At 70.7% G+C, this 24,180-nt stretch carries 31 protein-coding genes and 3 pseudogenes; 19 read left to right on the top strand and 15 right to left on the bottom strand.

Annotated elements, in window-relative coordinates:
* Window positions 1-5: 5 nt before the first annotated feature.
* The gene (locus ACFMQL_RS36680) at window positions 6-887 is read right to left on the bottom strand and encodes a CPBP family intramembrane glutamic endopeptidase (RefSeq protein WP_378789383.1); all 882 of its coding nucleotides are present in this window, start codon (window positions 885-887) and stop codon (window positions 6-8) included.
* Window positions 888-932: 45 nt separating this feature from the next.
* On the opposite strand from ACFMQL_RS36680, the gene ACFMQL_RS36685 reads away from it, so the two are divergent.
* Window positions 933-1,568, top strand: a complete 636-nt coding sequence (locus ACFMQL_RS36685) for a TetR/AcrR family transcriptional regulator (RefSeq protein WP_378789385.1) — start codon at window positions 933-935, stop codon at window positions 1,566-1,568.
* A 123-nt stretch (window positions 1,569-1,691) separates the two neighbouring features.
* Window positions 1,692-2,441 (top strand): hypothetical protein, encoded by a 750-nt coding sequence (locus ACFMQL_RS36690; RefSeq protein WP_378789387.1) that lies wholly within the window; start codon window positions 1,692-1,694, stop codon window positions 2,439-2,441.
* A 1-nt stretch (window position 2,442) separates the two neighbouring features.
* On the opposite strand, the gene ACFMQL_RS36695 is transcribed toward ACFMQL_RS36690, so the two are convergent.
* Together ACFMQL_RS36695 and ACFMQL_RS36700 are read right to left on the bottom strand one after the other, a co-directional pair.
* Window positions 2,443-3,069, bottom strand: coding sequence for a response regulator (locus ACFMQL_RS36695; protein ID WP_378789389.1), 627 nt, complete (start codon window positions 3,067-3,069; stop codon window positions 2,443-2,445).
* Window positions 3,066-4,271 carry a sensor histidine kinase gene (locus ACFMQL_RS36700; protein WP_378789390.1) on the bottom strand — a complete coding sequence of 402 codons (1,206 nt, stop codon included), beginning with the start codon at window positions 4,269-4,271 and terminating at the stop codon, window positions 3,066-3,068. Before ACFMQL_RS36700 ends, ACFMQL_RS36695 begins: the two co-directional genes overlap by 4 nt.
* Window positions 4,272-4,385: 114 nt before the next feature.
* Here ACFMQL_RS36700 and ACFMQL_RS36705 point away from each other — a divergent pair, with 114 nt between their 5' ends.
* Window positions 4,386-4,565: a hypothetical protein gene (locus ACFMQL_RS36705; protein WP_378789392.1), complete on the top strand. Its 180-nt coding sequence runs from the start codon at window positions 4,386-4,388 to the stop codon at window positions 4,563-4,565.
* Between the two features lie 83 nt (window positions 4,566-4,648).
* Entirely contained in the window at window positions 4,649-5,242 is a 594-nt protein-coding gene (locus tag ACFMQL_RS36710) for a TIGR03086 family metal-binding protein (protein WP_378789394.1), read from the top strand.
* Between the two features lie 170 nt (window positions 5,243-5,412).
* On the opposite strand, the gene ACFMQL_RS36715 is transcribed toward ACFMQL_RS36710, so the two are convergent.
* The 4 genes from ACFMQL_RS36715 to ACFMQL_RS36730 form a co-directional block, all read right to left on the bottom strand.
* Complete coding sequence (locus ACFMQL_RS36715; RefSeq protein WP_378789395.1) at window positions 5,413-6,285, bottom strand: alpha/beta fold hydrolase; 873 nt, start codon at window positions 6,283-6,285, stop codon at window positions 5,413-5,415.
* A complete protein-coding gene (locus ACFMQL_RS36720; protein ID WP_364070562.1) occupies window positions 6,282-6,767 on the bottom strand; it encodes a MarR family transcriptional regulator in 486 nt (161 codons plus the stop codon). The genes ACFMQL_RS36715 and ACFMQL_RS36720 overlap by 4 nt, the downstream gene beginning before the upstream one ends.
* A gap of 59 nt (window positions 6,768-6,826) precedes the next feature.
* Window positions 6,827-7,732 (bottom strand): NADP-dependent oxidoreductase, encoded by a 906-nt coding sequence (locus ACFMQL_RS36725; protein WP_378789397.1) that lies wholly within the window; start codon window positions 7,730-7,732, stop codon window positions 6,827-6,829.
* Between the two features lie 758 nt (window positions 7,733-8,490).
* Entirely contained in the window at window positions 8,491-9,408 is a 918-nt protein-coding gene (locus ACFMQL_RS36730; RefSeq protein ID WP_364070554.1) for a LysR family transcriptional regulator, read from the bottom strand.
* A gap of 95 nt (window positions 9,409-9,503) precedes the next feature.
* On the opposite strand from ACFMQL_RS36730, the gene ACFMQL_RS36735 reads away from it, so the two are divergent.
* The 3 genes from ACFMQL_RS36735 to ACFMQL_RS36745 all read left to right on the top strand — a co-directional run bounded on the left by ACFMQL_RS36735 (window position 9,504) and on the right by ACFMQL_RS36745 (window position 12,275).
* Window positions 9,504-10,313: an SDR family NAD(P)-dependent oxidoreductase gene (locus ACFMQL_RS36735; RefSeq protein WP_378789400.1), complete on the top strand. Its 810-nt coding sequence runs from the start codon at window positions 9,504-9,506 to the stop codon at window positions 10,311-10,313.
* Between the two features lie 745 nt (window positions 10,314-11,058).
* Window positions 11,059-11,685 carry an ATP-dependent Clp protease proteolytic subunit gene (locus ACFMQL_RS36740; protein ID WP_364070551.1) on the top strand — a complete coding sequence of 209 codons (627 nt, stop codon included), beginning with the start codon at window positions 11,059-11,061 and terminating at the stop codon, window positions 11,683-11,685.
* Window positions 11,682-12,275, top strand: a complete 594-nt coding sequence (locus ACFMQL_RS36745) for a ClpP family protease (RefSeq protein WP_378789402.1) — start codon at window positions 11,682-11,684, stop codon at window positions 12,273-12,275. The genes ACFMQL_RS36740 and ACFMQL_RS36745 overlap by 4 nt, the downstream gene beginning before the upstream one ends.
* An 80-nt stretch (window positions 12,276-12,355) precedes the next feature.
* Here ACFMQL_RS36745 and ACFMQL_RS36750 read toward each other — a convergent pair whose 3' ends face one another.
* Complete coding sequence (locus tag ACFMQL_RS36750) at window positions 12,356-12,802, bottom strand: helix-turn-helix transcriptional regulator (RefSeq protein WP_364070546.1); 447 nt, start codon at window positions 12,800-12,802, stop codon at window positions 12,356-12,358.
* A gap of 507 nt (window positions 12,803-13,309) precedes the next feature.
* On the opposite strand from ACFMQL_RS36750, the gene ACFMQL_RS36755 reads away from it, so the two are divergent.
* The 3 genes from ACFMQL_RS36755 to ACFMQL_RS36765 all read left to right on the top strand — a co-directional run bounded on the left by ACFMQL_RS36755 (window position 13,310) and on the right by ACFMQL_RS36765 (window position 14,189).
* Entirely contained in the window at window positions 13,310-13,444 is a 135-nt protein-coding gene (locus ACFMQL_RS36755) for a hypothetical protein (protein WP_364070544.1), read from the top strand.
* Between the two features lie 156 nt (window positions 13,445-13,600).
* Window positions 13,601-13,810 carry a hypothetical protein gene (locus ACFMQL_RS36760; protein WP_364070541.1) on the top strand — a complete coding sequence of 70 codons (210 nt, stop codon included), beginning with the start codon at window positions 13,601-13,603 and terminating at the stop codon, window positions 13,808-13,810.
* Window positions 13,811-13,946: 136 nt separating this feature from the next.
* Complete coding sequence (locus ACFMQL_RS36765) at window positions 13,947-14,189, top strand: hypothetical protein (protein WP_364070538.1); 243 nt, start codon at window positions 13,947-13,949, stop codon at window positions 14,187-14,189.
* On the opposite strand, the gene ACFMQL_RS36770 is transcribed toward ACFMQL_RS36765, so the two are convergent.
* A complete protein-coding gene (locus ACFMQL_RS36770) occupies window positions 14,165-14,365 on the bottom strand; it encodes a hypothetical protein (RefSeq protein WP_364070535.1) in 201 nt (66 codons plus the stop codon). The genes ACFMQL_RS36765 and ACFMQL_RS36770 overlap by 25 nt on opposite strands.
* A gap of 414 nt (window positions 14,366-14,779) precedes the next feature.
* Here ACFMQL_RS36770 and ACFMQL_RS36775 point away from each other — a divergent pair, with 414 nt between their 5' ends.
* From ACFMQL_RS36775 to ACFMQL_RS36795, 5 genes and pseudogenes are all read left to right on the top strand, one after another.
* Complete coding sequence (locus tag ACFMQL_RS36775) at window positions 14,780-15,415, top strand: VC0807 family protein (RefSeq protein ID WP_378789405.1); 636 nt, start codon at window positions 14,780-14,782, stop codon at window positions 15,413-15,415.
* The gene (locus tag ACFMQL_RS36780; RefSeq protein WP_378789407.1) at window positions 15,405-16,391 is read left to right on the top strand and encodes a hypothetical protein; all 987 of its coding nucleotides are present in this window, start codon (window positions 15,405-15,407) and stop codon (window positions 16,389-16,391) included. Before ACFMQL_RS36775 ends, ACFMQL_RS36780 begins: the two co-directional genes overlap by 11 nt.
* Before the next feature lie 19 nt (window positions 16,392-16,410).
* A complete protein-coding gene (locus ACFMQL_RS36785; protein ID WP_378789408.1) occupies window positions 16,411-16,524 on the top strand; it encodes an alpha/beta fold hydrolase in 114 nt (37 codons plus the stop codon).
* Window positions 16,525-16,557: 33 nt separating this feature from the next.
* Window positions 16,558-16,920: pseudogene (locus tag ACFMQL_RS36790) on the top strand (alpha/beta fold hydrolase); the annotation flags it as partial.
* A gap of 80 nt (window positions 16,921-17,000) precedes the next feature.
* Window positions 17,001-17,225, top strand: a complete 225-nt coding sequence (locus ACFMQL_RS36795) for an alpha/beta fold hydrolase (protein WP_378789410.1) — start codon at window positions 17,001-17,003, stop codon at window positions 17,223-17,225.
* Between the two features lie 9 nt (window positions 17,226-17,234).
* On the opposite strand, the gene ACFMQL_RS36800 is transcribed toward ACFMQL_RS36795, so the two are convergent.
* Window positions 17,235-17,567 (bottom strand): hypothetical protein, encoded by a 333-nt coding sequence (locus ACFMQL_RS36800; protein WP_378789412.1) that lies wholly within the window; start codon window positions 17,565-17,567, stop codon window positions 17,235-17,237.
* A 108-nt stretch (window positions 17,568-17,675) separates the two neighbouring features.
* On the opposite strand from ACFMQL_RS36800, the pseudogene ACFMQL_RS36805 reads away from it, so the two are divergent.
* The 3 genes and pseudogenes from ACFMQL_RS36805 to ACFMQL_RS36815 all read left to right on the top strand — a co-directional run.
* Window positions 17,676-18,347, top strand: a pseudogene (locus ACFMQL_RS36805) (serine/threonine-protein kinase); the annotation flags it as partial.
* A gap of 314 nt (window positions 18,348-18,661) precedes the next feature.
* Window positions 18,662-19,165, top strand: a pseudogene (locus tag ACFMQL_RS36810) (WD40 repeat domain-containing protein); the annotation flags it as partial.
* Between the two features lie 241 nt (window positions 19,166-19,406).
* On the top strand, window positions 19,407-19,589 hold the full coding sequence (locus ACFMQL_RS36815) for a hypothetical protein (protein WP_364070632.1): 183 nt from the start codon (window positions 19,407-19,409) through the stop codon (window positions 19,587-19,589).
* 51 nt (window positions 19,590-19,640) lie between these two features.
* Here ACFMQL_RS36815 and ACFMQL_RS36820 read toward each other — a convergent pair whose 3' ends face one another.
* From ACFMQL_RS36820 to ACFMQL_RS36835, 4 genes are read right to left on the bottom strand one after another with little or no spacing between them, the layout of a single operon-like run.
* The gene (locus ACFMQL_RS36820; protein ID WP_364070520.1) at window positions 19,641-20,102 is read right to left on the bottom strand and encodes a nuclear transport factor 2 family protein; all 462 of its coding nucleotides are present in this window, start codon (window positions 20,100-20,102) and stop codon (window positions 19,641-19,643) included.
* A complete protein-coding gene (locus ACFMQL_RS36825; protein ID WP_378789415.1) occupies window positions 20,099-20,884 on the bottom strand; it encodes an FAD-dependent oxidoreductase in 786 nt (261 codons plus the stop codon). The genes ACFMQL_RS36820 and ACFMQL_RS36825 overlap by 4 nt, the downstream gene beginning before the upstream one ends.
* A 2-nt stretch (window positions 20,885-20,886) precedes the next feature.
* Window positions 20,887-21,078 carry a ferredoxin gene (locus ACFMQL_RS36830; protein ID WP_378789417.1) on the bottom strand — a complete coding sequence of 64 codons (192 nt, stop codon included), beginning with the start codon at window positions 21,076-21,078 and terminating at the stop codon, window positions 20,887-20,889.
* A 29-nt stretch (window positions 21,079-21,107) separates the two neighbouring features.
* A complete protein-coding gene (locus ACFMQL_RS36835) occupies window positions 21,108-21,476 on the bottom strand; it encodes a pyridoxamine 5'-phosphate oxidase family protein (protein ID WP_378789419.1) in 369 nt (122 codons plus the stop codon).
* 7 nt (window positions 21,477-21,483) lie between these two features.
* Here ACFMQL_RS36835 and ACFMQL_RS36840 point away from each other — a divergent pair, with 7 nt between their 5' ends.
* On the top strand, window positions 21,484-21,672 hold the full coding sequence (locus ACFMQL_RS36840; protein WP_378789421.1) for a CGNR zinc finger domain-containing protein: 189 nt from the start codon (window positions 21,484-21,486) through the stop codon (window positions 21,670-21,672).
* 574 nt (window positions 21,673-22,246) lie between these two features.
* Here the strand turns inward: ACFMQL_RS36840 and ACFMQL_RS36845 are convergent.
* Window positions 22,247-24,154: a hypothetical protein gene (locus tag ACFMQL_RS36845; protein WP_378789423.1), complete on the bottom strand. Its 1,908-nt coding sequence runs from the start codon at window positions 24,152-24,154 to the stop codon at window positions 22,247-22,249.
* Window positions 24,155-24,180: the final 26 nt, after the last annotated feature.

The following is a 24,180-nucleotide window of genomic DNA, read 5'->3' on the forward strand; positions in this document are numbered from 1 at the left end:
CGTGATCACAGAGCGGTGAGCAGGCCCAGCAGGGTGGGCGCCGCGTTGATCGCGCCGTGGACGGTGAGGATGGGCCACATCAGCCGGTACCGGCTCCACAGGTAGCCGAGGAACAGTCCCTGCACGCCCTGGTGGACGACGACCGTGGCGAGGCCGGTGAGCAGGTCGCCGGTGCCGTGGATGCCGATGCGCCAGGCCGCGAAGGGCAGGCTCGCCAGCACGATGGCGGGCCGGCGGCCGATGATGTGCTCCCATCGGGTCTGCAGCCAGCGGCGGTAGAAGGCCTCTTCGAGCAGGGCGTTGAGCGCGAACACCACGATCATGGTGAGGAGCAGCGCGGCGGGGCTGAGGCCGTCCGTCCAGGCGCTGTCGCCGGACGGCCGGGCGAACGGCCCCACGGAGGAGAGGACGAGCCAGACGGCCACCGGCACCACCGGCCCGAAGCGCGTCCAGCCGCCGCCCCGCCCCCGCGCCGGCTCCCGGACTCGTATCAGCCGGAACAGCAGCACCGGTACGGCCAATAGCAGGACGAGCTTCAGGACGGTGTGCGCCGGTTCGGGGGCGAAGCCGTTGTCCGCCAGCATCCGCAGCGCCGCCGCGAACAGCACGCCCGAGGCGAGCAGGACGCCCGCTTGCAGGCGGAGCTCCCGCGTCACCGGCAGACGGGCCCTCCGGGGCGGTGAGGGCATCAGCCGGGTGAGCATCAGTCCGGCGAGGGCGGGGATCCAGATGTGCCACATGGGCCTGGTGCCGGTGTGATCGGCGGTGTAGCGGATCTCGCCGCCGACGGTCAGCGCCAGCCACAGCGCCGATCCGGCCATCACGGCCAGGCCGCCGATCAGCACGGCCAGGCCCGGCAGGTGGTTCTGCGGCGATTTTCTCAGCACGCTTGTACTGCAAAGGAAACAGTACAAGCGTGCGATAATAAGAAGATGCCGAAGATCGTCGATCATGCGCAGCGCCGCGACGAGCTCGTCCGCGCCGTATGGGAGGTCATCAGCAGGGAAGGCATCGAAGGCGCCACGGTGCGCAAGGTCGCCGAGGCGGCGGGCGTCTCGGTCGGCGGGCTGCGCCACTACTTCGACAGCCAGCGTGGCCTGCTCGCGTTCGCCGCGCAGGCGGTCGGCAGAAGCGTCGCCGCCCGCATCGCCGGGCACCTGCACGCGGACCTGCCGGGGCCGGAACGCGCCCGGCTCATGCTCGAAGAGCTCCTCCCGCTGGACGGCAACCGCCGCGTCGAAGTCGACGTGTGGCTCGCGTGCCTGGTCCGCTCGCGCATCGACGAGTCCCTGGCCGATCTCCACCGCAACGCCTGGGCCGCCGAACGCCACATCTGCCGCCTCGCCATCGCCTCCTGCCACGACCTGCCCGCACCCGAGATCGGCCAGGAGTTCACCGATACCGGCCTGGAACGGCGGGCCGCGCGGCTCCACGTGTTCATCGACGGCCTGACGCTCCAGACGGCCACCTACCCGCGCAACTTCACCCCGGAAGACATCCGGGCCGCCGTCCGCGACGAGCTGCGCCTGCTGACCGAGGCGCGACTACCGACCGAGCGGGAGACTTAGCCGGCCATCCTGAGATGATCGCGGCCTTTATGCCATTTTTCGGGGTCGGTTGATTGTGTGGCGCACGTTGCGTTGATCGATTTCTCAGGGAGCGACGTGAAGGCCAAAGCCGTACTGACCGCCATGACCGCATTCCTCTGCATGTCCGCGCTCGCGGCCGCCGCGTCCGCGAGCACGACCCCGCCCGACCCGGCTCCCGGCGGGCCGCAGCGCCCGTACGAGCCGGACGTCGAGGGCACCCGGAACCTCGACTCGCTCACCGTGACCGCGACCCAAGGCCCCGGGCGCAGCGTGACGATCGCCTTCGACCGGCGCAGCAGGGCCGAGACGGGGCAGGTCCCGGCCGGGCCGCGCCGGTTCGTGTTCCTGTTCGACCGTACGGTGCGGTTCAACCCCGAAGCGTTCCCCACCTGCGCCCGCAGCGTCATCGAGGAGCGCGGAGTGAACGCCTGCCCCGAGGGGTCGCGGATCGGCGGCGGGCAGGGGAAGACGGCCGACGGCAAGACGCAGGAGGTGCACGCGTTCAACACCAGGCTCGGACGCGGGCCGGGCCTGCTGGTGGTCATCCCGGACACCGGCGTGATCCTGGAGCAGACGCTGGAACGCGTCTCCGACCCGTACCGCAAGGACTACCGGTGGGCCTGGGACGAGATCATCCCGCCCACGTCCGTGCCGCCGCAGGAGCGGGCGGGCACCACGCGCTTCCAGCTCTCGTTCGGCGCCACCATCGAGCACAAGGGCCGCACGGTCGGGTTCGCCGAGACCACCGCCAAGCCGGGTGATGTGCTGTCGTTCGGGCTGTGGAGCGAGTTCGTGACCGGCCAGGTCGTCCTGCCCACCGACCGGACGAGGCTTACGAGCGGCGGCCGATAGCTCAGGGGCTGCTCAGGATGCCCCTGGCGATGGCGGTGGTCACGGCGGCGGTGCGGTCGGCGACCCCGAGCTTGCCGAAGATGCACATCATGTGGCTCTTCACCGTCGCCTCGCTGATGAACAGCTCCCGCCCGGTCGCCGCGTTCGACAGGCCGCGGGCCGCGCACTCCAGCACCTGGATCTCCCGCGCGGTCAGCGAGGGGCCGCCGCCCTGCGCCCGTGTGGCCAGCTTGGCGGCGACCGGGGCGGCGAGCACCGTGCCGCCCGCCGCGGCCGTGCGAACCCCGGCGACCAGTTCCTCCGCCGAGGCGTCCTTCAGCAGGTAGCCGGTCGCGCCGGCGGCGACGGCGCGCAGGATGTCCCCGTCGGAGTCGTACGTGGTGAGCACGACCACCGCCCCGGCGCTCCCGCCGGCGACGATGCGCTCGGTGGCCTCGACGCCGCCCAGTCCGGGCAGCCGCAGATCCATCAGCACCACATCAGGGGCGGCGTCCGCCGCCAGGGCGACCGCCTCCTCGCCGGTGCCGCACTCCCCCACGACCGCGAAATCCGGCTGCGCGGCCAGCAGCGCCCGCAGTCCCTGCCGCACGATGGGATGGTCGTCGACGATCAGCACTCGTACGGTCATGACGGCAGCTCCACCTGGACCACCGTTCCGGAACGCCCGCCCGGTCCGACGCGCAGCACCCCTCCGACCTCGGTGACCCGGTCGCGCATGCCGCCGATGCCGAAGCCCGTACCGGCGTCATCCGGGTCGAAGCCCTGGCCGTCGTCGGCGATCCGCAGGGTCACGCCCGAGGCGCCGTATCCCAGCGCGGCCTCGAGCCGCGTCGCGCCGGAGGCGTGCTTGCGTACGTTGGCCAGGGCCTCCTGGGTGACCCGCAGCAGCACCACTTCCTCGTTCGGAGTGAGCCGCCGGGGCGTGCCGTTCACCGTGAAGCGCGTCTCCAGCCCGGTCTCCGCCGCGAACCGCTCGATGAGCCCGCTCACGGCGTCCGGCAGCGAGGCGTCGCGGAGCCGCGGCGGCGGCAGCGCGGCGACCAGGGCGCGGGCCTCGGCCAGGTTGTCCATGGCGGTACGGCGGGCCTGGTCGAGGTGGGTACGGGCGTCCCGGTCGCGTTCGCACGTGCCCGCTTTGGCCGCTTCGATCAGCAGCAGCACGCTGGTGAAGCCCTGCGCGAGCGTGTCGTGGATCTCCTTGGCGAGCCGCTCGCGTTCGGCCAGCATCCCCGCCTCCCTGCTGACCTCGGCGAGCTCCGCCCGCGTGGCGGCCAGCTCCCCGACGAGCCGGGCGCGCTGCCGGCTCTGCTCGATGATCCGGGTGATCCAGACACCGAGCACCAGGGCCGCCACCAGCGCCACCGCCGCCATCAGCAGCGCGGAGCTCAGGTCCTGACCGTACGCGTCGCTGCGTACGATCATGACCGCCGCCGTCGACGCCACGCTCGCCACCGTCACGGCGACGGCTCTGCGCAGCGGGAGCAGCGCCCAGATGTGCGGGTACAGCATGAACGACATCAGCGCACCCTGCGGCGCCACCGCGAACAGCGCCGCCGATAACGGCACCGCGCCGGCCAGGTAGACGACGCCCAGCCGGCCGCGCTCGCGGTGCAGGACCCGGGCGCCGGTGGCGGCGTACCAGCAGCACAGCATCGCGAGCAGCGCGAGACCGGAAGCCCGCTCGACGCCGGGTGGCGCACCGTCGCCGGTGACGATGAGGGCGCCGGTCAGCGCGGCCAGTACGGCGAAGGCGAGATGCCAGCCGGGGACCGTCCGATGCCAATCGTCCTGTCCCGCATCGACCGGGCCTGTGAGGGAGTCGCCGAGCATCCCGCCAGTCTGACAGCCGGCGCCCGCCGCCCGGTATCCACCTTTCGTCGGAATCAGCGTCCCGTCCATCGGTGTCTGTCCCGGACTCGCCGGGCTCGGGCAGGCTCAGCATTCATGAACGCGAAACTCTCCGCACGAGTCCTCATAGCCCTGTCCATGATCTACGGCATCACGGTGGGGGTGCTCGCCATGCTCGGCGTCGGCGGCACCGCCATGACCACCTTCATCATCGTCGGCGCCATCGTCGTCGGCGGCCTGTGGGCGATCCGCGGCATGCTCGCCGGACGCGGCTGACCATGGCGCGCACGGCGCGGCGTTCGTCCGCTGATGTCAGACTCTCCTCGAGGCGCACCGGCTCGAGGACGAGGAGAGCGACGATGGGTGAGATCGCCGACCGCTACCGGCGGCGCGCGGACGACTTCGAACGCAAGGTCGCGGCCGTGCGCCCCGGCCAGTGGGATGACCCGTCCCCGTGCGAGAAGTGGACCGCCAGGGACGTCGTCCAGCACATCATCGACATGCACGACGTGGTGCTGCGCGAGCTCGGCCGCACACCCCGCACGGCGCCGTCCGTGGACGAGGACCCGCTCGCCGCGTTCCGCGCCGCGCGGGCCGCCGTCGAGGAGGTCCTGAACGACCCCGCGCCGGCGAGCGTGGAGTACGAGTCGCACGGCACGAGAATGACGGCCGAGCAGCACATCGACAAGGTGCCGAGCGACGACATGCCGCTGCACGGCTGGGATCTCGCCCGCGCGACCGGCCAGGACGACACGATCGACCCGGACGACGTGGCCCGCCACTGGGCGGCGCTCACCGACATCCCGCCCGACCTGATGGAGAAGTACCGGACGCCGGGCGCGTTCGGTCCCGGGGTGGAGGTGTTCGGCCCCGAGGTGCCGGTCGCGCAGGACGCCTCGCCTCAGGACCGGCTGCTCGGCTTCATCGGCCGCGACCCGCGCTGGACAGCCTGACCCTGCAACTGGTCACCTGAGGGCCGGCCGGGCGATCCGGCCGCGACCCGCGCACCGGTCACCTCATGGTCAGCCGGGCGACGCGGCCAGGCTCGCTCCGGCCGCCCGGCAGGCGCGGTCGCTGGTGCGGCTCCGCGCTCCACGCGCATCGAGGCCTCATGCCGGGCGGCCTAACCCGAGTGATCAGCTCCGTCCACGCTCAGGAACTCCGCGATCAGCGCGTTCACCTTCTCCGGGCACTGCCGGTTCGACCAGTGCCCGACCCCTTCCAGCAGCTCGAACCGGGCACCGGGGATCAGCGCGGCCGCGGCCCTCGTCCGGTCAGGCCGCACGCCCACGTCCTTATCCCCCTGGATGAGCAGCACCGGGCAGGTGATCTCGTGCAGGCGGGGACGCAGGTCCACGCGCATGCGGAACGGGCCGATGGAGTCGTTCTGCCAGTCGGAGGAGCCCGCGCCGCCCGCCCGTACCTCCTCGACGATCTCGTCCACGATCTCGTCGAAGTCCGGCACCGGCCCCGCGAACAGCGCCCTGCGCGCGAACGCCGCCACCTGCCTCCGCGTCCTGAGCATCACGCCCGGGAGCGTCCTGTGGAGCAGCGGCAGCTTGGCGGTGAGCCACAGGAGCTGGTGCACGACGGGCGGGAACGACAGGATCCCGGCAGGAGCGAGCGCCACCAGCCGGTCCACGCGTTCCGGGTGCTCGATGGCGGTGGCCAGCGCGAACGCCCCGCCCTGCGACAGCCCGACCAGGGCGGCCGAGCCGAGACCGAAGTGATCGAGGACGTCGGTGACGCAGCGCAGCATGCGCTCATGCGTGGCCCGGCCCTGCCACGGGCGGCTCTTGCCCTGCTTCGGCCAGTCGGGCGCGAGCACGAAGTGGTCCGCCGCCAAGACGGGGATGAGCCGCCGCCAGCTCAGCATCGCGTTGTCCACGCCGGCCCCGCTGAGCAGCACCACCGGTGGCGCGCCCGGGTCGCCCGCGACGTGGACGTGCAGGCGGCCCTCGGGAAAGGTCAGGTACGTGCCGCGCGGCTCGCTCATGCGCCGTCCTTCGCCTTCGCCCGGTGCGCCTCCCATCGCTGCCACATCGCCGGCAGCTCCCCTTCGAGGAAGCGGTAGAGCTCGTGGACGTTCTCCAGCCGCTTGCGCCGCCCGGGGTCGCTGCCGTCCAGCACGCGCAGCCCTTCCTCGGTGATCTCGCGGAAGGCCGCCGTCTTGGCGTAGCGGGCGGCCAGCATGCGGCTCCAGCCGTCGGGGGCGATGCGGAAGTACTCCTGCCGCTCGCCGCGCCGCCGTACCCCCTCGACCAGGCCACTGGGCGTCAGAAGCCTGGTGGCGCTGCTGATCGAGCTGCGGCTGACGCGCAGCACCTCGGCGAGCTGGGCGGCGGTCTGCTCCGGCGGGTCGCAGATGAGCAGCCAGCCGATCACGCGGCCCGCGATCAGCGGCATGCCCTCACGGGAGAAGAAGATCGCGACGTCGTCGACGAACTCGAGCTCGGCGTCGGTGGGGGTGTCCTCCATGCCGCCACATTACGGTTATTGCAGTCATTACTGCAATAACCGTAATGACGGTGATGTGGTCAGATGCAGATCACGACCTTGCCCCGCGTACGCCCCTGCTCGGCGTAGGCGTGCGCCGCCGCGATCTCTTCCATCGGGTACGTACGCTCGATGCGCGGCGTGTACCGCCCCTGCCCGCCGAGCTCGGCCGCCTCGGCGAGCAGCGAGGAGTCGTTCTCCGCGTTGATCACCCGCACGCCCAGACGCTGCGCGTTGGTGAAGTCCGCGACCGTCGTCACACGCTCGGGGTCCCCTGTGATGGCGACGAGATCGTCCAGAGAGCCGGAGCCTGCGGCGTCCAGCACGACATCGACACCGCCCGGAGCCAGGCGGGCGACGCGCTCGGCCAGGCCCGGCCCGTACGTGGTGGGCACCGCCCCGAGCTCTTCAAGGAACGCGTGATTACGCTCGCTGGCCGTCCCGATGACAGTGGCACCCCAAGCCACCGCGATCTCCACCGCCGCACTGCCCACGCCCCCGGACGCCCCCTCGATGAGAATCGTGCGCCCCCGCAGCGGACCGAGCGCCTTCATACCGCGCATGGCGGTGACGGACGCCAGGCCCGCGGCGGCGGCCTGCTCGTCGCTCCACGTGGCGGGCGCGTGCGCCCACGCCGACAGCACGACCAGCTCCGCCGTCGCCCCGGTCACGCCGCCCAGCCCGAAGACCCGATCCCCGACGCTCACCCCCTCGACGCCCGCACCGATCTCGTCCACCACCCCGGCGGCGTCCCGCCCGGGAATCGCCGGCAGCTCCACGGGGAGCACCTCACGCACCGCACCGGACCGCACCTTCCAGTCGACCGGGTTGACGCCGGCCGCCGTGGCGCGGATCCGCACCTCGCCAGGCCCCGGATGCGGGTCCGGCACCTTCTCGATCACCAGGGTGTCCACGCCGCCGTACTCGTGATAGCGAACTGCGCGCATGACGAAACCGCCTCTCTATACGTGGGGATGAATGCTCGGCGACCGCCGAGGCCCCCCACGCTAAAACCTGACGTTGGCGTCAGGGGCAAGTCGATCGAGCAGCGGAAGTCCAGGCGCTCCAGCGTCAGGCCACGACGTGGCCACTACCGCGACCTCGTCACTCGATGGTCGTCCGAACCGGCCTGCGTCACGTGGTGCTCAGCCCTCACCGTCGAACAGGTCGCCCGCAGCTTCGGCGCGGCTGACAAGCTGGGAGCGGGGCGGCGCGATGACCGGCTGGGTCGCCCGCGATGGGGGTTCTGCGCGGTCATGGCGGCGCACGGCGAGCCGGTGCTCGACCCCGTGTGGCCTCCCCCGCCGCCTGAGGGGGTCGGTGCCGTGGCTGCGGCCGCTTCGGCGTGGTGTGCGAGCCGCCGCCCGCCGGCCCGGCCGCGGTCGAGCCGGCCGCCGGTTCGCGGCCCGGCTCGCCCCGGTCGACTACGCGGTGACGGTGCATGAAGCCTGGGGGCGGTGCACAAGGCGCTGTACGACCTGCACGGCGTACAGGAGGTGGTGACGTCGGGCCGGCCTGCCCACCCCGGCTCCGGCGCGAACCCTGCCGTGCCGGGAGCGCCGTGGTGACGGCCGGCCGTGCCGGACGCTGCGCCACCTGGCCACCTGGCAGCGGCACGACGCGCCCGTCTGCGACGCACCGGCCTTGCTCCCCTCGTCGATCAACCCCAGTACTCGGTGAGAACCGGCCGGAGGCTTGCACGGGGTCATGCGGACTCGGCCGCGGCTCGCAGGGCCGCGATGACGACGCGCTGCCCTGGAGACGGCTCTGGCCTGGTCACGGCCAGGGTGGTACGCCCGGCATAGGCGGGGTCGTCCACCTCGACGACGGCGATCCCGGCGGGCAGGCCGGAGACGGCGATCCGGGGGACGGTCGTGATTCCGAGCCCGGCGGCGACGAAGCCGAGCCTGGCGTTCCAGTCGCGGATGCGGTGGGCGATGCGGGGCTCAGGCAACGTCGGCCAGGCACCGAACTGCGGGTCGCCGCGCGGCCCCGTACCGACGATCCAGGGCTCGCCGGACAGATCCTCGACCGAGACGCGCGACCGTCCGGCGAGACGGTGATTCTCCGGCACGGCGACGATGCCCATGCCGCCGGTCATCAGGCGTTCGGTGCGCAGGTCGTGCAGGTCGTAGTCGGGCAGGCTCTGACCGACGGCGATCACGGCGACGTCGACGCCGCCCGCCCGCACCTGGCGCAGGAGCGCCGGGCTGGACGCCTCGTGCAGCTCGACGGCCAGCTCGGGGTGCTCGCTGCGGAGCGCCGCCACGGCCTTGGGGACGAGCGACCAGGTCGCGGTCGGGAAGGCGCCGAGCGTGACCTGCTCGGCGAGCGGGTCGGCGAGCGCGGCCAGCTCCCGGCCCAGCGCGTCGAGCTCGGCCAGCACGGCCGCTGCCCGCCGCGCGACCGCCTCGCCCGCCCTGGTCGCCTCCACCCCACGGGCCTTCCGGACGAACAACGGCGTCCCCGCGGCCGACTCCGCGGCCGCCACCTGCCGGGAGATCGCCGACTGCGTGTATCCGAGCAGCTCAGCGGCCGCCGTGAACGATCCGGTGCCGACGACGGCGTGGACGACCCGCAGCGCCGGAACGGTGAACTCCGCCATGCGATCCAGCTTAGCCATGCGAAGTCCGCATGCCTCCTGTGCGAAAGCCTCGCTTGTGGAATGACTGAAGCGTACGCATGCTGAAAGCAGGAAAACCTGGGGGGAAGGAAATCATGTCCAAGATCTGGTTCATCACCGGTGCCTCGCGCGGCTTCGGCCGCCTGTGGGCGGAAGCCGCGCTGCGGCGCGGCGACCGAGTCGTTGCGACCGCCCGTGACGTCACCGCGCTCGACCCGCTCGTACGCCGCTACGGCGACAACGTCCTGGCACTGCCCCTCGACATCACCGACAGGAAGGCGGCCTTCGAGGCCGTCGAGCGGGCCGTGGAGCGGTTCGGGCGGCTCGACGTCGTCGTCAACAACGCCGGTTACGGCCTCTTCGGCATGGTCGAGGAGCTCACCGAGGCCGACCTGCGCGCCCAGATGGAGACGAACTTCTTCGGTACCGTCTGGGTCACCCAAGCGGTCCTGCCCGTGCTGCGAGCCCAGCGCTCCGGCCGGATCCTGCAGATCACGAGCGAGGGCGGCGTACGCGCCTACCCCGCGATCGGCGCCTACCACGCCTCCAAGTGGGCGGTCGAGGGCCTGTCCGAGTCGCTGGCCCAGGAGGTCACCGCATTCGGCGTGCACGTGACCATGGTCGAGCCCGGCCCGTACGCCACCGACTTCGCCGGCGCCACCAGCCTGCGCACCGCCGAGCGTCACCCCGACTACGCCGCCGTCCACGAGGTGACCGACGCCAAGGAATGGGTGCTCGGCGACCCGGCGGCGACCGCGGACGCGATCCTCCTGCTCGCCGACACCGAGAAGCCGCCCCGGCGGCTCGTCCTCGGCAACACGCTCCCCGAGATCGAAGCCATCTACGCCGAGCGGCTGCGCGAGTGGCGAGAGTGGGCACCGGTCACCGAGGCCGCATTCGGCTGAGGTGCGCGCTCATGCCTCTGCGGGGCGGGGCGGCTACGGAACGGGATTGCCCCGCCCCGGTGCCCGCTCTCTGCGCTGTGGCCCGTCCAGATAGCGACATCTCCATCATGCCGTGCGCATTCTGTGCCCCGGCTGGGTCGAATGGAATGGTGGCACCACGGCGTGCACGCCTGTACCGAGCCCTGATCGGGCAGATCATCCGGATGGGCACAGACGGTGTCTCCCATCCGCCATCCGCTCACCGCCGCCGCAGTGGTGTCGCCGCCGTACATGATCGACCGGCCGCTCACCTCAGGAGCGAGGATCGAGACGCGGGAGTGACGCTTCGTGATGACGGCCCCCTCGGGCAGCGCCTCCTCGGGGACGTCGATCGGCCAGACGGAGAACGCCGGGCCTGGCCCGTTCCGGTGGTCGCGGTCCCACCTGCGTACCTGCTCCACGATGTCCTCGGCGACCCGGCGGCCGTGCGGCCCGTACCCGTGAGCTCCGAACTCTGCGAACCCTTCCCCGGCGGGCCGGGCCGACGGACCGATGGTGGCGCTTGATCACCAGCGTTCGGGCGCGCCACGCCGTCACGTTCAAAGACAGCGCCGCTCTCCGCCATAAGCGCCGGAGGAACATCCGGGGATCCGTCGAGCCTACGTCGCAACGGCCATCGAAGATCGTCCTTCCACGCTGCTGAGAGCAGATCTGCCCCAGGCAGATTCGGTCGATTGGGCCCATGAACGCCGCCCATGATGGACGCATGAGCGAAAAATCAAGTGTTCCGCTGTTCAACCAGCGAATGCGGCGCGAGCTTTACGAGCAGCGAGTTCTCGTTCTCGACGGCCCACTAGACGACGACAACGGCACTTTGCTGGCCACGCAGATGATGGCGCTCGCCACCCAGGACCCGTCGGCCGATATCGCTTTGTGGATTCACTCCCCCGGCGGCTCGGTCCCCTCCATGTTGGCGATTCGCGACATCATGCGTCTCATTCCCTGCGACGTGTCCACGCTCGTCCTAGGAATCGCCTACAGCGCCGGTCAATTCCTGTTGTCGTCGGGGACCAAGGGCAAGCGACGCGCTCTGCCGCACTCGCGCGTCCTGATGCACCAGGGCTCGGCGGGCATCGGCGGCACGGCGGTCGACATCGAGCTGCAGGCCGGCGACCTGCGGCACACGCGCGACACGGTGCTCGGCCTCATCGCCGAGGACACCGGCCAGCCCTTCGAGCGGATCTTCGAGGACTCGCTGCACGACCGCTGGTACACGGCGCAGGAAGCGCTCGACTACGGCTTCATCGACTCCATCGTGCAGAACTTCGACGAAATCGCCCCGCGCAATCGCCATAAGCCCGGATTCAGCATCACCGAAGGAGCGGGTAAGTGAGCTCGTATACGATTCCGAACGTCATCGCGCAGAATCCGCGCGGCGAGCGGATCATGGATGTCTACTCGCACCTGCTCACCGAGCGGATCGTTTATCTCGGCACCGCCATCGACGCGGGCGTCGCCAACACCATCATCGCGCAGCTGATTTTCCTAGAGGCGGACAATCCCGACGCCGAAATCCAGTTCTACATCAACTGCGAGGGCGGGGATCCGAGCGCGATGCTCGCCATTTACGACACCATGCGCCACATCCGCCCGCGCGTTTCGACGACCTGCGTGGGTCAGGCCGTGGCAGTCGGCGCCGTTCTCCTCGCCGCGGGGGCCGAGGGGAAGCGTGCCGCGCTCCCCCACGCCCGCGTGGTCCTGCACCAGCCGGCCGCTCAGGGGCGCGGGCCGATCCCCGACCTCATCCTGCAGGCCGACGAGGTCGTACGGGTCCGCGCGGACATCGAAAACATCCTGTCACGGCACACCGGACAGACCGTCGAGACCCTGCGCGCCGACACCGATCACGACCGCGTGTTCACCGCGGCCGCGGCTCTCGAATACGGGCTCATCGACGAGATCTTCGGGGAACGCCGCCCGTAAGGCCGCCGGCCGCGTGATCCTGCCGGCCGCGTGATCCTGCCGGCCGCGTGATCCTGCCGGCCGCGTGATCCTGCCGACCGCTACGCCGCCAGCGCGTACGCGGCCGAGCAGACGGCGCCGTACCGCGCGCTGACCTTCGCGGACCGCACCGCGGTGACCTGGCCGGACCGCATAGCGCTGACCTGAGCGGACCGCACCTCGCCGACCTGAGTGGACCGCACCCGATCCGCGACCGCGAGGGTCAGATCGACCAGCGTCACATCCAGCGCGCCTGCGACCGCGGCGATCATCTCGCTCGACGGCTCTTTGACGCCGCGCTCCATCTCGGAGAGGTACTGCGGCGAGACTCCGGCGCGCGCCGCCGTCTCGCTCAGCTTCTCGCCCCGCTCCTGGCGAAGGCTCCGCAGGCACTCACCGAGCACCTCCCGCCACAGCGGCTCGCGCGCCGGAGCGGGCTTGTCGGCGGCCCGATCGGCCTTGGGACGTAGCGACGAGATGGACGCCGGCTGCTGGATGGAGGTGGCCATACCCCACACGATAGGGAGACAACGCGGCCAGATCCCGCCGCCTTCGCGCACAGCGGAACCCCACCCCGGCCACCTCCATCCAGCAGTCATGCGAGCCCATGGTCATCGGGCGCTGAAGATCCGTAGCAGCGAGGCGCACCGTGCCGCCGAGATGCGGGCCGGGACGGCTGGTCGTCGGGCTACGGAGACGTGTGTCCCGAGCCCGGGCAGACCACGTGGCGGCAGAGCCGCGACGGGGACGCTTCCGGGTGCGCGTTCTTCTTCCTTGATCTCTCTCACCCCTGTTCTGCCCATCGCGCTGGTGGCTCTCGCCGCGTTAGGCGCCCTGGTGGCGTGGCTGGGCCGTCTCGGTCACGGGCGCGCGGTGCTGACAGCCTGCCTGCGAGCCGCCGTCCAGCTCGGCGTCGTCTCCGTCGTGATCAGCTGGGTGACCGCCTCTTTCGCGGCCACGACGGCTTTCGTCCATCCCCAACACCGGAACGTCAAGATGACCGCCAAGCCGCCGTCGTGCTCGGCCAATTCGCCAACGCCTTCGCCTGCCGCAGCGAGTCGCACCGGATCGGCAGGACGCGCCGGCGCAGCGACCCGCTGCCGCTCGGAACGATGTCGATCGGCGGCGACACCGGCCGGTGTTCGTGGTGAGGTGGCGCCGGTGCCCGAAGCCCAAGCCCGATCCGCACGCGGCGACACGTCGTGATGCCGGGCGGATTCCCAACCGTCAGACTGTGATCCGGTCCGCACGAGCACAGATGTCACCCAGATGTCGGCAGCCAGGTTCACAAGACACCCGGGAGTGTGATGCACAGCTTCTACTTGTTCGAAGGATCGTTCATACAGGGCGGCGGCGGTTGGGAGTTCGTCAAGGTCAGTAATGATCAGGCCGCTGTCATGCAGGCGGCCGCTCGCTATGTCAGGGACGGCCACTGGATCGGCGGGCCCGATGACACCTGCGAATTACGCGTGTACCAGCACGGTGAGGTGCCTGGGAACAGCCCGTCTATCCACTGACGACGGTGAGGATCCCCGGCTTCACCGAGTTTCGTTTCGACGAACAGGGGCGAAAGCTCGGCGGTCTCCCCAAGCCGGGAAGCGGGTACGAGCATCTCTCCACGCTCGACCTTGAAGGAGCGGTGATCCCGAGCTGGTGAGCAAGCGGCCTGAGGAGGTGCAGGTCACGATCGGCTGGGACAACCTCACCTGGCCCCGGCTCGAACCTCCGCTGCTCCCCCAAGACGCTTGTGTGCTCATCGATCTCGCACGCGGTACCGCGAGCCGCGTCGGCCAGGAGCTGGACGATGAAGAATTCGATGAGTACATCGAGGAGCTGGAGGAAGAGCTGGACGACGACCAGCGCATCGTCTTCTACGGCTTCAACACCTTGCTCTGAAGTGACGGGTGCCGGTTCTCGTCATTGTCCGCCCCTGTGATCATGAAGCGCTGCGCCTCGCGAGAGCCGATGACGAACGGGATCCGCGCCGATGAAGGCCCGGCCCGCAGCTGCTCCACGCGGGCCAGGCCGTAGTCGGCGCCGCCGTGGTTTGTTTTGTTCAGCTCGACGTCCACCCCCCGGCTTCCGCATCACGGCGGCCGCGGCGCGCCCGGAGGACAGGTACGCGCGCGTGCTCGGCGGCGCGGTCGTAGTAGTCCTGCGCGGTTCTTAGCACGGCGGCCGAGGCCGCCTTCTCGCCCACCGTCGGTGGTGTGAGGGCGGCGGCGGCCGGCAGGGGACGGCGAGACGTGCCGGGCATCGAAGGATCCGTCTTTCTCGGGCGGGTGCTGTGATGCTCCGGCAGCGAAGCAGAGCCGCTTCCGCCCTGCCCAATAGTGATTTCGTTCCCCCACCGATCAGGAACCCGATATCGCCGCACCTCGCCGCGCATCTCCACCCCAGGGTGGAGATCGCGCGATCTCATGCCGCGGGTTGAGGACACCCGGACGAGGCGCCCCTAGCGTTCCCAGCCTGATCTAGGAGGTGTCATGCACATGGACAACCGCCGGCTCGTCGCGGGACTGCTGTGGGATGCCGGGCTGCCCGCCGTGGTCTTCTACCTCTGCCGGGCGCTCGGCATGGAAGCGCTGCCCGCCCTGGCGGCGGGCGGGCTCGCCGCCCTGATACGGGTGGCGTACGTCGCCGTGGTGCGGCGGCGACTGAACGGACTCGCCGCCCTGGTGAGCGTCATTTTCCTGCTGCTGCTCGCCGTGTCGCTGCTCACCGGAGACCCCAGGATCCTGCTGGCCAGGGAGTCGGTTCTGGCCGGCGCGGCGGGCCTGCTGCTGGTGGGCTCCTGCCTCATCGGAAAGCCGATCGTGTACGCGCTCATCCGGCGTCTCAACGCGGCCGACGACGCCGCGCGTGTACGGCTCGAGGAGCGCTGGCACGCCGATCCCGCCTTCCGCCGCCACTTCTTCGTGCTCAGCATGGTGATCGGCGCAGGGCTGCTGCTCGACGCCGTCGCACCGGTCGTGCTCGTCTACCTGCTGCCCATCGACACCATGGCGGGTCTGTCCACGGCACTGCACGTCGTCACCGTGGTCCTGCTGGCCGTCTGGGTGATGTGGTACCGCAGGCGCCGCATCCAGATGGCGGTCGCGGAGGTGTCCCGTGCGCGGTGAGGGCGTCCACTACGACACCGGGACCGCCGTGTCGGACGGCTGGTCGCGGGAAACGTTCGACCCGGCTGATGTGCGCCGCGACATGCGGACCATCGCCCGCGACCTGCACTGCACCGCGGTACGCGTCACCGGCAGCAACCCCGACCGGCTGACGCTCGCGGCGCACGAGGCGGCCGAGGCCGGGCTGGAGGTGTGGTACTCGCCGTTCCCCTGCGACTTGACCGCCGAGGAGCTGCTGCCGCTGCTCGCCGACTGCGCCGACCGCGCCGAGCAGCTCCGCCGCGGCGGGGCCGAGGTGGTGCTGGTCACCGGAGGCGAGCTGAGCCTGTTCGCGCACGGCTTCCTGCCCGGCGACGACTTCCTCACCCGTATCGCGCTCGTGGCCGGGCGCGGTCCCGAGCTGCCCGGCCTGCTCCAGGCCCTGCCCGAGCGCATCAACGCCTTCCTTGCCGAGGCCGTCGCCACGGTCCGTCAACGGTTCGGCGGCAAGGTCACCTACGCGTCGGTGCCGTTCGAGCGGGTGGACTGGACGCCGTTCGACTACGTCGCCGCCGACGCCTACCGCGCGGCCGGCAACGCCGCCACCTACCGGGACGAGATCCGCGCGCTGCACCGCCACGGCCGCCCCGTGGCGATCGCCGAGTTCGGCTGCTGCACCTACCGGGGCGCCGCCGACCGGGGCGGCACCGGCTTCCTCGTCGTCGACCGTACGCAGGACCCGTGGCGGCTCAACGGCTCCTACGAGCGGGACGAGGAAGGTCAGGCCGCCTACCTGCGCGATCTCCTGCGCATCTTCGACGAGGAGGGGGTGGACACCGCCTTCTGGTACACGTTCGCCGGCTACCGGTATCCGCACCACCCGGACCCGAGCTACGACCTCGACCTGGCCTCCTACGGGCTCGTCCGCATCGACCAGGACAGGAGCCTGCACCTTAAGGCGGCCTTCCACGCCCTCGCCACCGCGTACGATTCTTGATCGATTCTCAAGGGGGAGCATGTTCTTCGAAAGCTTCGACGGCACGCGACTGTCCTACGAGGACTACGGCGAGGGCGAGCCCATCGTCTTCGTGGCCGGGGTCATGCTGGACGCCGACATGTGGGAGTACTAGATCCCCTACTTCGTCGAGCGGGGCTACCGCTGCATCGCCTTCGACCGGCGCGGGCACGGCCGCTCCGACCGTCCGTCCACCGGCTATGACCTCGACTCCTTCGCCGACGACCTGGCCGCCCTGCTCCGCCACACCGGCGTGGAAGGGGCCACGCTGGTCGGGCACTCGCTGGGCAGTGTCGAGGTCGCCCACTACCTGGTGCGGCACGCGCAGCAGCGGGTCGCCCGCGCCGCCCTGGTATCCACGATGCTGCCGTGCCTGATCCGGTCGGACGACAACCCGGAGGGCGTGCCCGCGCAGGCGGTGGAGGCGGCGGCCGCGAAGTTCCGCGCCGACCGGCCCAAGGCGCTGGCCGACCAGGCGCAGGCGTTCTTCGCCAGCCACCTCAACCCGCAGGTCTCCCCGGCGATGATCGACTGGATGATGGGGCTGTGCCTGCGGCCGTCGCCGTGGGCGGTGCTCAAGGGCAGGAGGTGGTGCGCACCGCCGACCTGCGCGACACGCTCCCGAAGATCACGGTGCCGACTCTCGTCGTGCACGGCGTCGCCGACTTCTCCGCCCCGATCGACGTCACCGGCCGCCGTACGGCCAAGCTCATCCCCGGCTGCCGCTACGTCGAATACCCCACCGCCGGCCATGGCGTCTTCGCCAGCCACCACGAGCAGCTCAACGCCGACCTGCTGGCCTTCATCACATCCTGACGGCGGCGCTCACGACCCGGCCACGCGCGGCACGCGGGGTGACGACCGCCACGAGGTGATCGCGCACGTGCCCGGCCCTCGCGCTGAGGCCCGTAGCTTCAACGGCTGCTGCCTGATGAGCTCGGTCTCCAGCGCGCGTTCCAGCACCGCCTTGACCGGTCTGCCGAGCACCGAGCTTTCACCGGTCGGCCGCAGCCCGCCAGAGCCGTCGCGTGAACGCTCCAGCAGCAGGTCCAGCAGGTGATCACCGAGCAGGTCCCGCAGTGGCGTCTCGCCGCCACGCTGGGAGATTTCTGAGATGATCTGATCTTCGATCGGACACGAGTTCCTGCGAGGGGGCACGCCTTGGACTCGCTGCATGAGAAGGAGCCGCACCGAGAGGCGGACATCGCATCCGGACGCCTGCTGGCAGGCAGGTACCGTCTCATCGGCCTCCTGGGGCAAGGCGGCATGGGGGCGGTCTGGCGAGCCCACGACGAGCAACTCGACCGAGAGGTGGCCGTCAAGGAACTGCGCCTCCCCCAGCAGCTGGACGACGCTGCGCGGCAGGTCTGGATCGCCCGGCTCGGCCGGGAGGCGCGCGCCGCCGCCCGGCTGAAGCATCCCGGCATCGTCACCGTGCACGACCGGGTCACCGGCGACGACGGGCGCCCCTGGATCGTCATGGAGCTGGTACGCGGGCACTCCCTGGCCGATCTGTTATCGAAAGAGGGTGCCCTGCCGCCGCATCGGGTCGCGCGGATCGGGTTGCAGATGCTGGACGCCCTGCAAGCGGCGCACCAGGCCGACATCACGCATCGCGACATCAAGCCCGCCAACGTCCTGCTGGAGAACGACCGTGTCGTCCTGACCGACTTCGGCATCGCAGCCGTCGAAGGCGAGATGACCCTAACCATGTCAGGGGCCATCTTGGGCACCCCCGCCTACATGGCGCCCGAGCAAGTACGCGGTCAGGACGCCACACCCGCCTCCGACCTCTGGTCGCTCGGCGCCACCCTCTACACCGCGGTCGAAGGCCACCCGCCGTTCCAGGCGCCGACCGCCGCAGCGATCTTCGTCGCCATCGCCACCGAAGAGCCCGCCCCGCCTCGTCACGCCGGTCCTCTGGAGCCGGTGCTGAGGGCACTGCTCACCCGCGACCCCGCGCAACGCCCGACCGCCGAGCAGCTCCGTGCCCAGCTCGTCCCGCTCGCCCAGAATCAGCCGCAGAGCCGGCAGCAACACCAGCCGCCTGCCCAATCGACCGCACTGTTCCCGACCGAGCAGGTTCCGGCTCCGCAGGGGCCCGAACCGGCGCCCTCCCCCACTGCCGTCCTCCCGCCGTCGCCTTCAGACCGACAGCCGAATGCAGGCGGTTTCTCACTCGCCGCCGTCTCCTGTTCGGGCTGGGCGGAGTGGGGCTGGCCGCCGCCGTACCGGCCCTGTACCACGCCATCGTGGGAAGCAGCCCAGCCGTCCCTCTCGGCGAGCCGCTCACCGGCCACTCCGACGGCGTCTACACGGTCGCGTTCAGCCCCGACGGCAAGATCCTGGCCACCGCCGGCGAGGACAAAACCGTACGTCTGTGGAATGTGGCCCTCCGCACCCCCATCGGCCGCCCCCTCACCGACCACACCGACGCCGTCAGCTCCGTGGCATTCAGCCCCGACGGCAAGATCCTCGCAAGCGGCGGCCATGACCAGACCATACGGTTGTGGAACGTCGCCACCCGCTCCCCGATCGGTGGGCCTTTCAGGGGCCACGACCACGCCGTCTACTGTGTGGCGTTCAGCCCTGACGGCACGATGCTGGCAACCGCTAGCGGGGACAAAACCGTGCGCCTGTGGGATGTGGCCACCCGCGACCCCATCGGCGAGCCCCTGGCCGCCCACACCGGCCTCGTTGGCTCTGTGGCGTTCAGCCCTGACGGGAAGATCCTGGCTACTCGCGACGACGCCTTGCGCCTGTGGAACGTGGCGACTCGCACCCCGATCGGTGAACCCCTCACCTCTTACAACGGGTCCTTGGGCGAGGTGGCCTTCAGCCCTGACGGCACGATCTTGGCCAGCAACGCAGAGCTGGACGTCGATGACGCGGTGGGCGCCGACGACGTAGTGCAGTTGTGGCGTGCGGACAACGACACCATGATCGGCCATCTCGCGGGTCACGAGGGCTCCATCCTCTCCATCGCCTTCAGTCCCGATGGCAACCGGCAGCAGGGACCAAACCGTACGCCTGTGGGACGTGGCCACTCGCAGCCCTATCGGCGGGCCTCTCACCGACCACACCAACGTCGTCGGCGCCGTAGCGTTCAGCCCCGACGGCCGGCTCTTGGCCACGGGCAGCGCAGATGCGACGGTACGGCTGTGGGAGGTCGTGAGGTGATCATCTCGACCGGCGCCCGCAGCATCCGCGAACCCTTCCCCGCAGGGCCCGTCAAGACTGAGCGATCAGGAGGGACGGGCTTTGGACGCCGGCTCCGCGCGGGCCGAAGATGCGTCGTTGCCCGGCGGTGATACGGAGGTCGTTGATGCTGGCCTCGCGCCGCCGCATCAGCCCGTCGGCGTCGAACTCCCACAGCTCATTGCCGTAGCTGCGCCACCACCGGCCGTCGGCGTCGTGCCATTCGTACTGAAAGCGGACGGCGATCCGGTCGCCGGTGAACGCCCACAGCTCCTTGCGGAGCGCGTAGTCGAGTTCCTTCGCCCACTTGCGGGTCAGGAAGGCGATGATCTCGTCGCGGCCGGTGATGAACTCGTCGCGGTTGCGCCAGACCGAGTCCGGCGTGTACGCGAGTGCCACGCGCTGCGGGTCGCGGGTGTTCCACGCGTCCTCGGCGGCCTGGACTTTGGCCCGAGCCGTCTCGGCGGTGAAGGGCGGGACAGGGGGACGGGTCATGCGTGCTCCTTGGTCGATTCGGTCAGCAGGTGGCGGTAGGTGGTCAGCCGGTGCAGGAAGCCGGCGGTCACAGCGCCGACCGCCCGTCCGTTGTGGCGGTATTCGGCCAGAACCCGGCCATCGAGTTCGTGAGCTAGGAGCCGCGACTCGTAGCCGGCTCCGGTGAGCCCGACGGATCTGAGCCGGTGGCCGTACAGGTCGCACCAGAACGAGGGCACCGGCTCGTAGCGGCCGGCGATGCCGAGCAGCGCGCGTGCGGCGTGGGCGCCCTGAGCGACGGCGTTGCCGTAGTGCTCCACACGGATCAGCCGCCCTCCCAGCATGGGGGACGGCCATCGGGCGACGTCTCCGGCGGCGGCGGCACGGGGACGGCCAGCGAGCGCGCCGCGCAGGGTGCGGGTGTCGTCGAGGGTGCGCAAGGTGACCACACCGCGAAGGCCGTCGATGCCCGGCAGGATGCGGGGACGCACTCCGGTGGCGATCACCAGGGCGTCGAACGGGACGGGCTCCTGCGCGCCGCGCAGCAGCCGGCGGGCGGTGAGGTCCAGGCCGGTGGCGGCTTGGCCCAGCAGCCAGGTCACGCCGAGTTCGCCGGCGCCGGGCAGGGCGAGGCCGGTGTCGTCGCCGAGGAGGTACTCCTTGGACAGGGGCGGACGGCGGTAGGGCCGGTGCGGCTCGGCGCCGACCACGCTGATCCGGCCGTCGTAGCCGAGGCGGCGCAGCTCTCGCACGGCCGACAGCCCGGCGAGGCCGCCGCCGGCGATCGCGATGCGGCCGGGCACGATCAGGTCCCCTCGAGGATGATGGCCTGTACGGGGCAGGCGTGGGCCGCCTCCTCGACGGCGGGCCGCAGCGCATCGGCGGGCGTGGCGTCGTACACCAGCTCGTCGTGGTCGTCGAGGGCGAACACCTCCGGCGCGGCGAACACGCATGGGGCGTGGGTCTGGCACAGGTTCATGTCGACATGGACACGCATGGTTCTCTTTCGGGTCTGCTTGATGGTGTTCACGCGGGGTTGAAGCGGGAGTATCCGCCGAAGGACCACCGCTGCGGGATCGCGCCGCTCACCTCGATCGCCTGGTCGACCTCGAAGTCGATCAGCCGCTGCGCCCCGGGCACGGAGGCCGCCCGCTCCGGGTCCCAGTCGACGCGGGCGCGGCCGGTCAGGTGGAGGGCGTGGCCGTCGTCCCAGCCGAGGAACAGCAGCCCGCAGCGCGGTTCGAGTTCGAGGTTGCCCAGCGTCATGTACATCGCGTTGCCGGCATAGTCGGGCCAGGTCAGGGTTCGGCCGCCGGTGACCGTGACGAAGCCGGGGTTTCCGCCGCGGTGCGAGGCGTCGGCTCCCAGCCCGGGCCGCCCGGTCGCGGCCGCCATCGCCGAGATGGCGGAGGAAGCCGTCGTACTGTTCGCCGGGCCGCTCCGCCACCAGTTGTGCGCCTGCCCCGGCCCCGGCTGCGTGCTGCACTTCGTCCGCGACATCACCCGCCGCGAGTGGTGCTCACCCGGCTGCGGCAACCGCGCCCGAGCCGCCCGCCACTACGCCAAAGTGCGGCAGGAGAAAGGATGCTGAGGCCGGCGGCCACGGTCCGCACCGCCACCTCGTGGCCGCCGTTGCCCTCAACGCGCCCGGAGACTCACGGCGCCACCGGCGACGGCACCGATTGCCGTGGTCATCGCTAACGATCCTCCGGCCGCGCCGGGGCACTTCATACTCGCTACGGTTGCGATCCCTCCAGGGTGATGAGCGGCCACCATCCGGCTCCCTGTAGATGTGTGGGAGCGGGTGTTGCGATCCCTCCAGGGTGATGAGCGGCCCCAAAGTAAACGCAGGTCAGGCAGGGGCTCCGGCAGGCCTCAGGCAAGATTCTTGCAGCAGTCCGCCGGTAGTGCAGATGCCCAGGCCACGAGGGGTGTCTCTCGCGGTCATCCTTCCTGCCATAGGCGGCACTCTAGCCTTCTTGTTCCTCGCGGGCGTCAGGGTGACGCGTGGTGGGTAGGGTGCGGCCGGGCGGTGTACGTGGTGGCTCGATGTCGCACCACCTTGACGCTCTTCTCGCCGCGAGCGGCGTATCGGGCGGAACACATGCGTGCGTCCTTCCCGCCGTAACTCGGCGCGGCGGGAAGGACGCACGCAAATCTCAGTGCTACGCGGGCCGGACGGTGAACGTGGTGCGGGTGCCGGGGCCGGTGTTCTGCTGGTGGAAGCTCATGGTGACGCGTCCGGTCCAGCCCGGCGGGGCGAGGTCGGGCAGGTTGACGGTGAAGTCGGAGAAGTCGGTGACGCGGATGACCTCATCGGCCTGCCGCTTGGTGCCCCAGGGCACGGGGGCGGATCGGGTGCTGTCGTAGAGGCCGCCGTGCAGGAGCACGCCCTTGGTGTAGCCGGAGGCGGTCTCGAAGTCGATGCGTACGCCGTGCAGGCTGTTGGCGTCGAGGTTCTGGAAGGTGCCGGTGCTCTCCGCGCGGATGCGCAACGTGTCGGGGAGGTCGGTGGCGATGACGCCGGCGGCGGCGTCGGCCCAGGTTTCGGTGCTCATGCCGATCTCGGCGGTCCAGGTGCGGCGGTCGAAGCTGGCGTAGCTCTTCTTGCCGTGGTTCGGCATGTACTGCAGGTCGCGTACGACGGTGCCGACGTTCACCGGGTCGAGGGACGAGGTGCCGGTGCCGTCCTCGGCCTCGAGGTAGACGATGCCATGGTCGGGGATGGTGCCGGACCAGGTGAGACCGGCGGTGGAGACGCCGAGCTGCCGCTCGACGGGGGTGAGGGTCTCGTTGGCGGGGTTGTCCTCGTAGCTGGCGTGCTCGGCGTCGATGCGGTAGACGCGGAAGTTGCCGTTCGCGAAGGGCACGTTGTCCAGCGCGGCCGTGACGTCCTGGGCGCTGCCGGAGGTGTTCCAGAGCAGCACGCCGGACTTGTGGGAGTCGGAGGAGGCCAGGCCGTCGACGGCACCGTCGATGGTGAGCTGCTTGCGGGCCACGGGCATGTCGGCGTACAGCTTGAACGCGTTGTACGAGGCCCGCACGTGCCCGTCACGGTCGAGCAGCCCGATGACGTCGCAGGTGGTGGGGCAGACCGGGTCTTGGAACTGTGCCCATTCGACGTGGGTGATCCACGGCTTGGCCAGCAGCGCCTTGAAGCTCTTCAGCAGCTCGGCGGCCCCGCGGTGGGTGATCACGTCGGTGGGCACGGTGAAGTCGTGTGACCAGTTGTACTCGTTGAGGTTGTCGTCGACGGTGGCCATCCGGTACGCGGTCAGGCCCGAGTCGGTGGCCGCCTGGTAGTTGTTCTCCAGGCTGCCGTCGGTGGCGTCGGTGTAGGCGTGGAAGGAGAAACCGTCCAGCGGCAGGTCGTCGGCGAGCACGCGGTTGACGAACTCGGTCTTCCACCCCACGCAGCACAGCGCCGGTCCTTCGACGTAGGCGTCGGGGTCGGCAGCGCGCAGCGCGCGGGAGGCGTCACGGTACAGGTCGAGGTACTGCTCCTGGGTGCCGGTCCAGAACACGCCGGGCAGGTCGGGCTCGTTCCAGATCTCGTACGAGCCGACCCGCCGCCCCGTCTCCTTCCAGTGGGCGGCGAGCGCTGGCACGATCTTCGTGGCCCAGACCGAGGGGTCGGTCGGCGGGTCGTTCCAGTTGCCGCCGGGCGGTTTGAGGATGCCGGGCGTGTACGTGAGCGCGGGCACCGGCTGGGCGCCGGCGTCGTTGATGAGGTCGGCGAGCCGGTCGATCTGCTCGAAGTGGTACTGCGGGTCGTCGGGCGAGCCGGTGACCATGGGGGTCCAGTCGTGCTGCTCGTTGCCCCACATGGTCTCCCAGCGCACCCGCGCCGGCCGCAGCGCCGCCATCTTGGCGGCGTCGCGCTCCCAGCGGGCCAGTGACACGTACCCGCTGTTGAACAGGCCGAACTTGCTCTTGACGAGCGGGTAGTCGGCGGAGACCGCGAAGTCGGCGGTGACGGTGGCGTCGGCGGCGTGGGCGGGCTGGGCGGCGAGCGCCGTGCTGAGCAGCACGGCGCTCGCGAAGGTGGCGAGGGTCCTTAACGGTCTTCTCATGACCTCATTCCTTTGTTCACCGGGCG

The organism is Nonomuraea fastidiosa (genome assembly GCF_042751225.1).
Lineage (GTDB): Bacteria > Actinomycetota > Actinomycetes > Streptosporangiales > Streptosporangiaceae > Nonomuraea > Nonomuraea fastidiosa.

Bases quoted from the DNA above. Each gene is read 5' to 3' on its own strand.
- ACFMQL_RS36820 (WP_364070520.1), bottom strand. From the start codon at position 20,102: ATGACCCGTCCCCCTGTCCCGCCCTTCACCGCCGAGACGGCTCGGGCC.
- ACFMQL_RS36815 (WP_364070632.1), top strand. From the start codon at position 19,407: ATGGCAACCGGCAGCAGGGACCAAACCGTACGCCTGTGGGACGTGGCC.
- ACFMQL_RS36685 (WP_378789385.1), top strand. From the start codon at position 933: ATGCCGAAGATCGTCGATCATGCGCAGCGCCGCGACGAGCTCGTCCGC.
- ACFMQL_RS36760 (WP_364070541.1), top strand. From the start codon at position 13,601: ATGCACAGCTTCTACTTGTTCGAAGGATCGTTCATACAGGGCGGCGGC.
- ACFMQL_RS36700 (WP_378789390.1), bottom strand. From the start codon at position 4,271: ATGCTCGGCGACTCCCTCACAGGCCCGGTCGATGCGGGACAGGACGAT.
- ACFMQL_RS36705 (WP_378789392.1), top strand. From the start codon at position 4,386: ATGAACGCGAAACTCTCCGCACGAGTCCTCATAGCCCTGTCCATGATC.
- ACFMQL_RS36785 (WP_378789408.1), top strand. From the start codon at position 16,411: ATGTTCTTCGAAAGCTTCGACGGCACGCGACTGTCCTACGAGGACTAC.
- ACFMQL_RS36725 (WP_378789397.1), bottom strand. From the start codon at position 7,732: ATGCGCGCAGTTCGCTATCACGAGTACGGCGGCGTGGACACCCTGGTG.
- ACFMQL_RS36740 (WP_364070551.1), top strand. From the start codon at position 11,059: ATGAGCGAAAAATCAAGTGTTCCGCTGTTCAACCAGCGAATGCGGCGC.
- ACFMQL_RS36840 (WP_378789421.1), top strand. From the start codon at position 21,484: ATGGCGGAGGAAGCCGTCGTACTGTTCGCCGGGCCGCTCCGCCACCAG.
- ACFMQL_RS36710 (WP_378789394.1), top strand. From the start codon at position 4,649: ATGGGTGAGATCGCCGACCGCTACCGGCGGCGCGCGGACGACTTCGAA.
- ACFMQL_RS36750 (WP_364070546.1), bottom strand. From the start codon at position 12,802: ATGGCCACCTCCATCCAGCAGCCGGCGTCCATCTCGTCGCTACGTCCC.
- ACFMQL_RS36845 (WP_378789423.1), bottom strand. From the start codon at position 24,154: ATGAGAAGACCGTTAAGGACCCTCGCCACCTTCGCGAGCGCCGTGCTG.
- ACFMQL_RS36835 (WP_378789419.1), bottom strand. From the start codon at position 21,476: ATGGCGGCCGCGACCGGGCGGCCCGGGCTGGGAGCCGACGCCTCGCAC.
- ACFMQL_RS36720 (WP_364070562.1), bottom strand. From the start codon at position 6,767: ATGGAGGACACCCCCACCGACGCCGAGCTCGAGTTCGTCGACGACGTC.
- ACFMQL_RS36775 (WP_378789405.1), top strand. From the start codon at position 14,780: ATGCACATGGACAACCGCCGGCTCGTCGCGGGACTGCTGTGGGATGCC.
- ACFMQL_RS36730 (WP_364070554.1), bottom strand. From the start codon at position 9,408: ATGGCTAAGCTGGATCGCATGGCGGAGTTCACCGTTCCGGCGCTGCGG.
- ACFMQL_RS36735 (WP_378789400.1), top strand. From the start codon at position 9,504: ATGTCCAAGATCTGGTTCATCACCGGTGCCTCGCGCGGCTTCGGCCGC.
- ACFMQL_RS36690 (WP_378789387.1), top strand. From the start codon at position 1,692: ATGACCGCATTCCTCTGCATGTCCGCGCTCGCGGCCGCCGCGTCCGCG.
- ACFMQL_RS36715 (WP_378789395.1), bottom strand. From the start codon at position 6,285: ATGAGCGAGCCGCGCGGCACGTACCTGACCTTTCCCGAGGGCCGCCTG.
- ACFMQL_RS36695 (WP_378789389.1), bottom strand. From the start codon at position 3,069: ATGACCGTACGAGTGCTGATCGTCGACGACCATCCCATCGTGCGGCAG.
- ACFMQL_RS36830 (WP_378789417.1), bottom strand. From the start codon at position 21,078: ATGCGTGTCCATGTCGACATGAACCTGTGCCAGACCCACGCCCCATGC.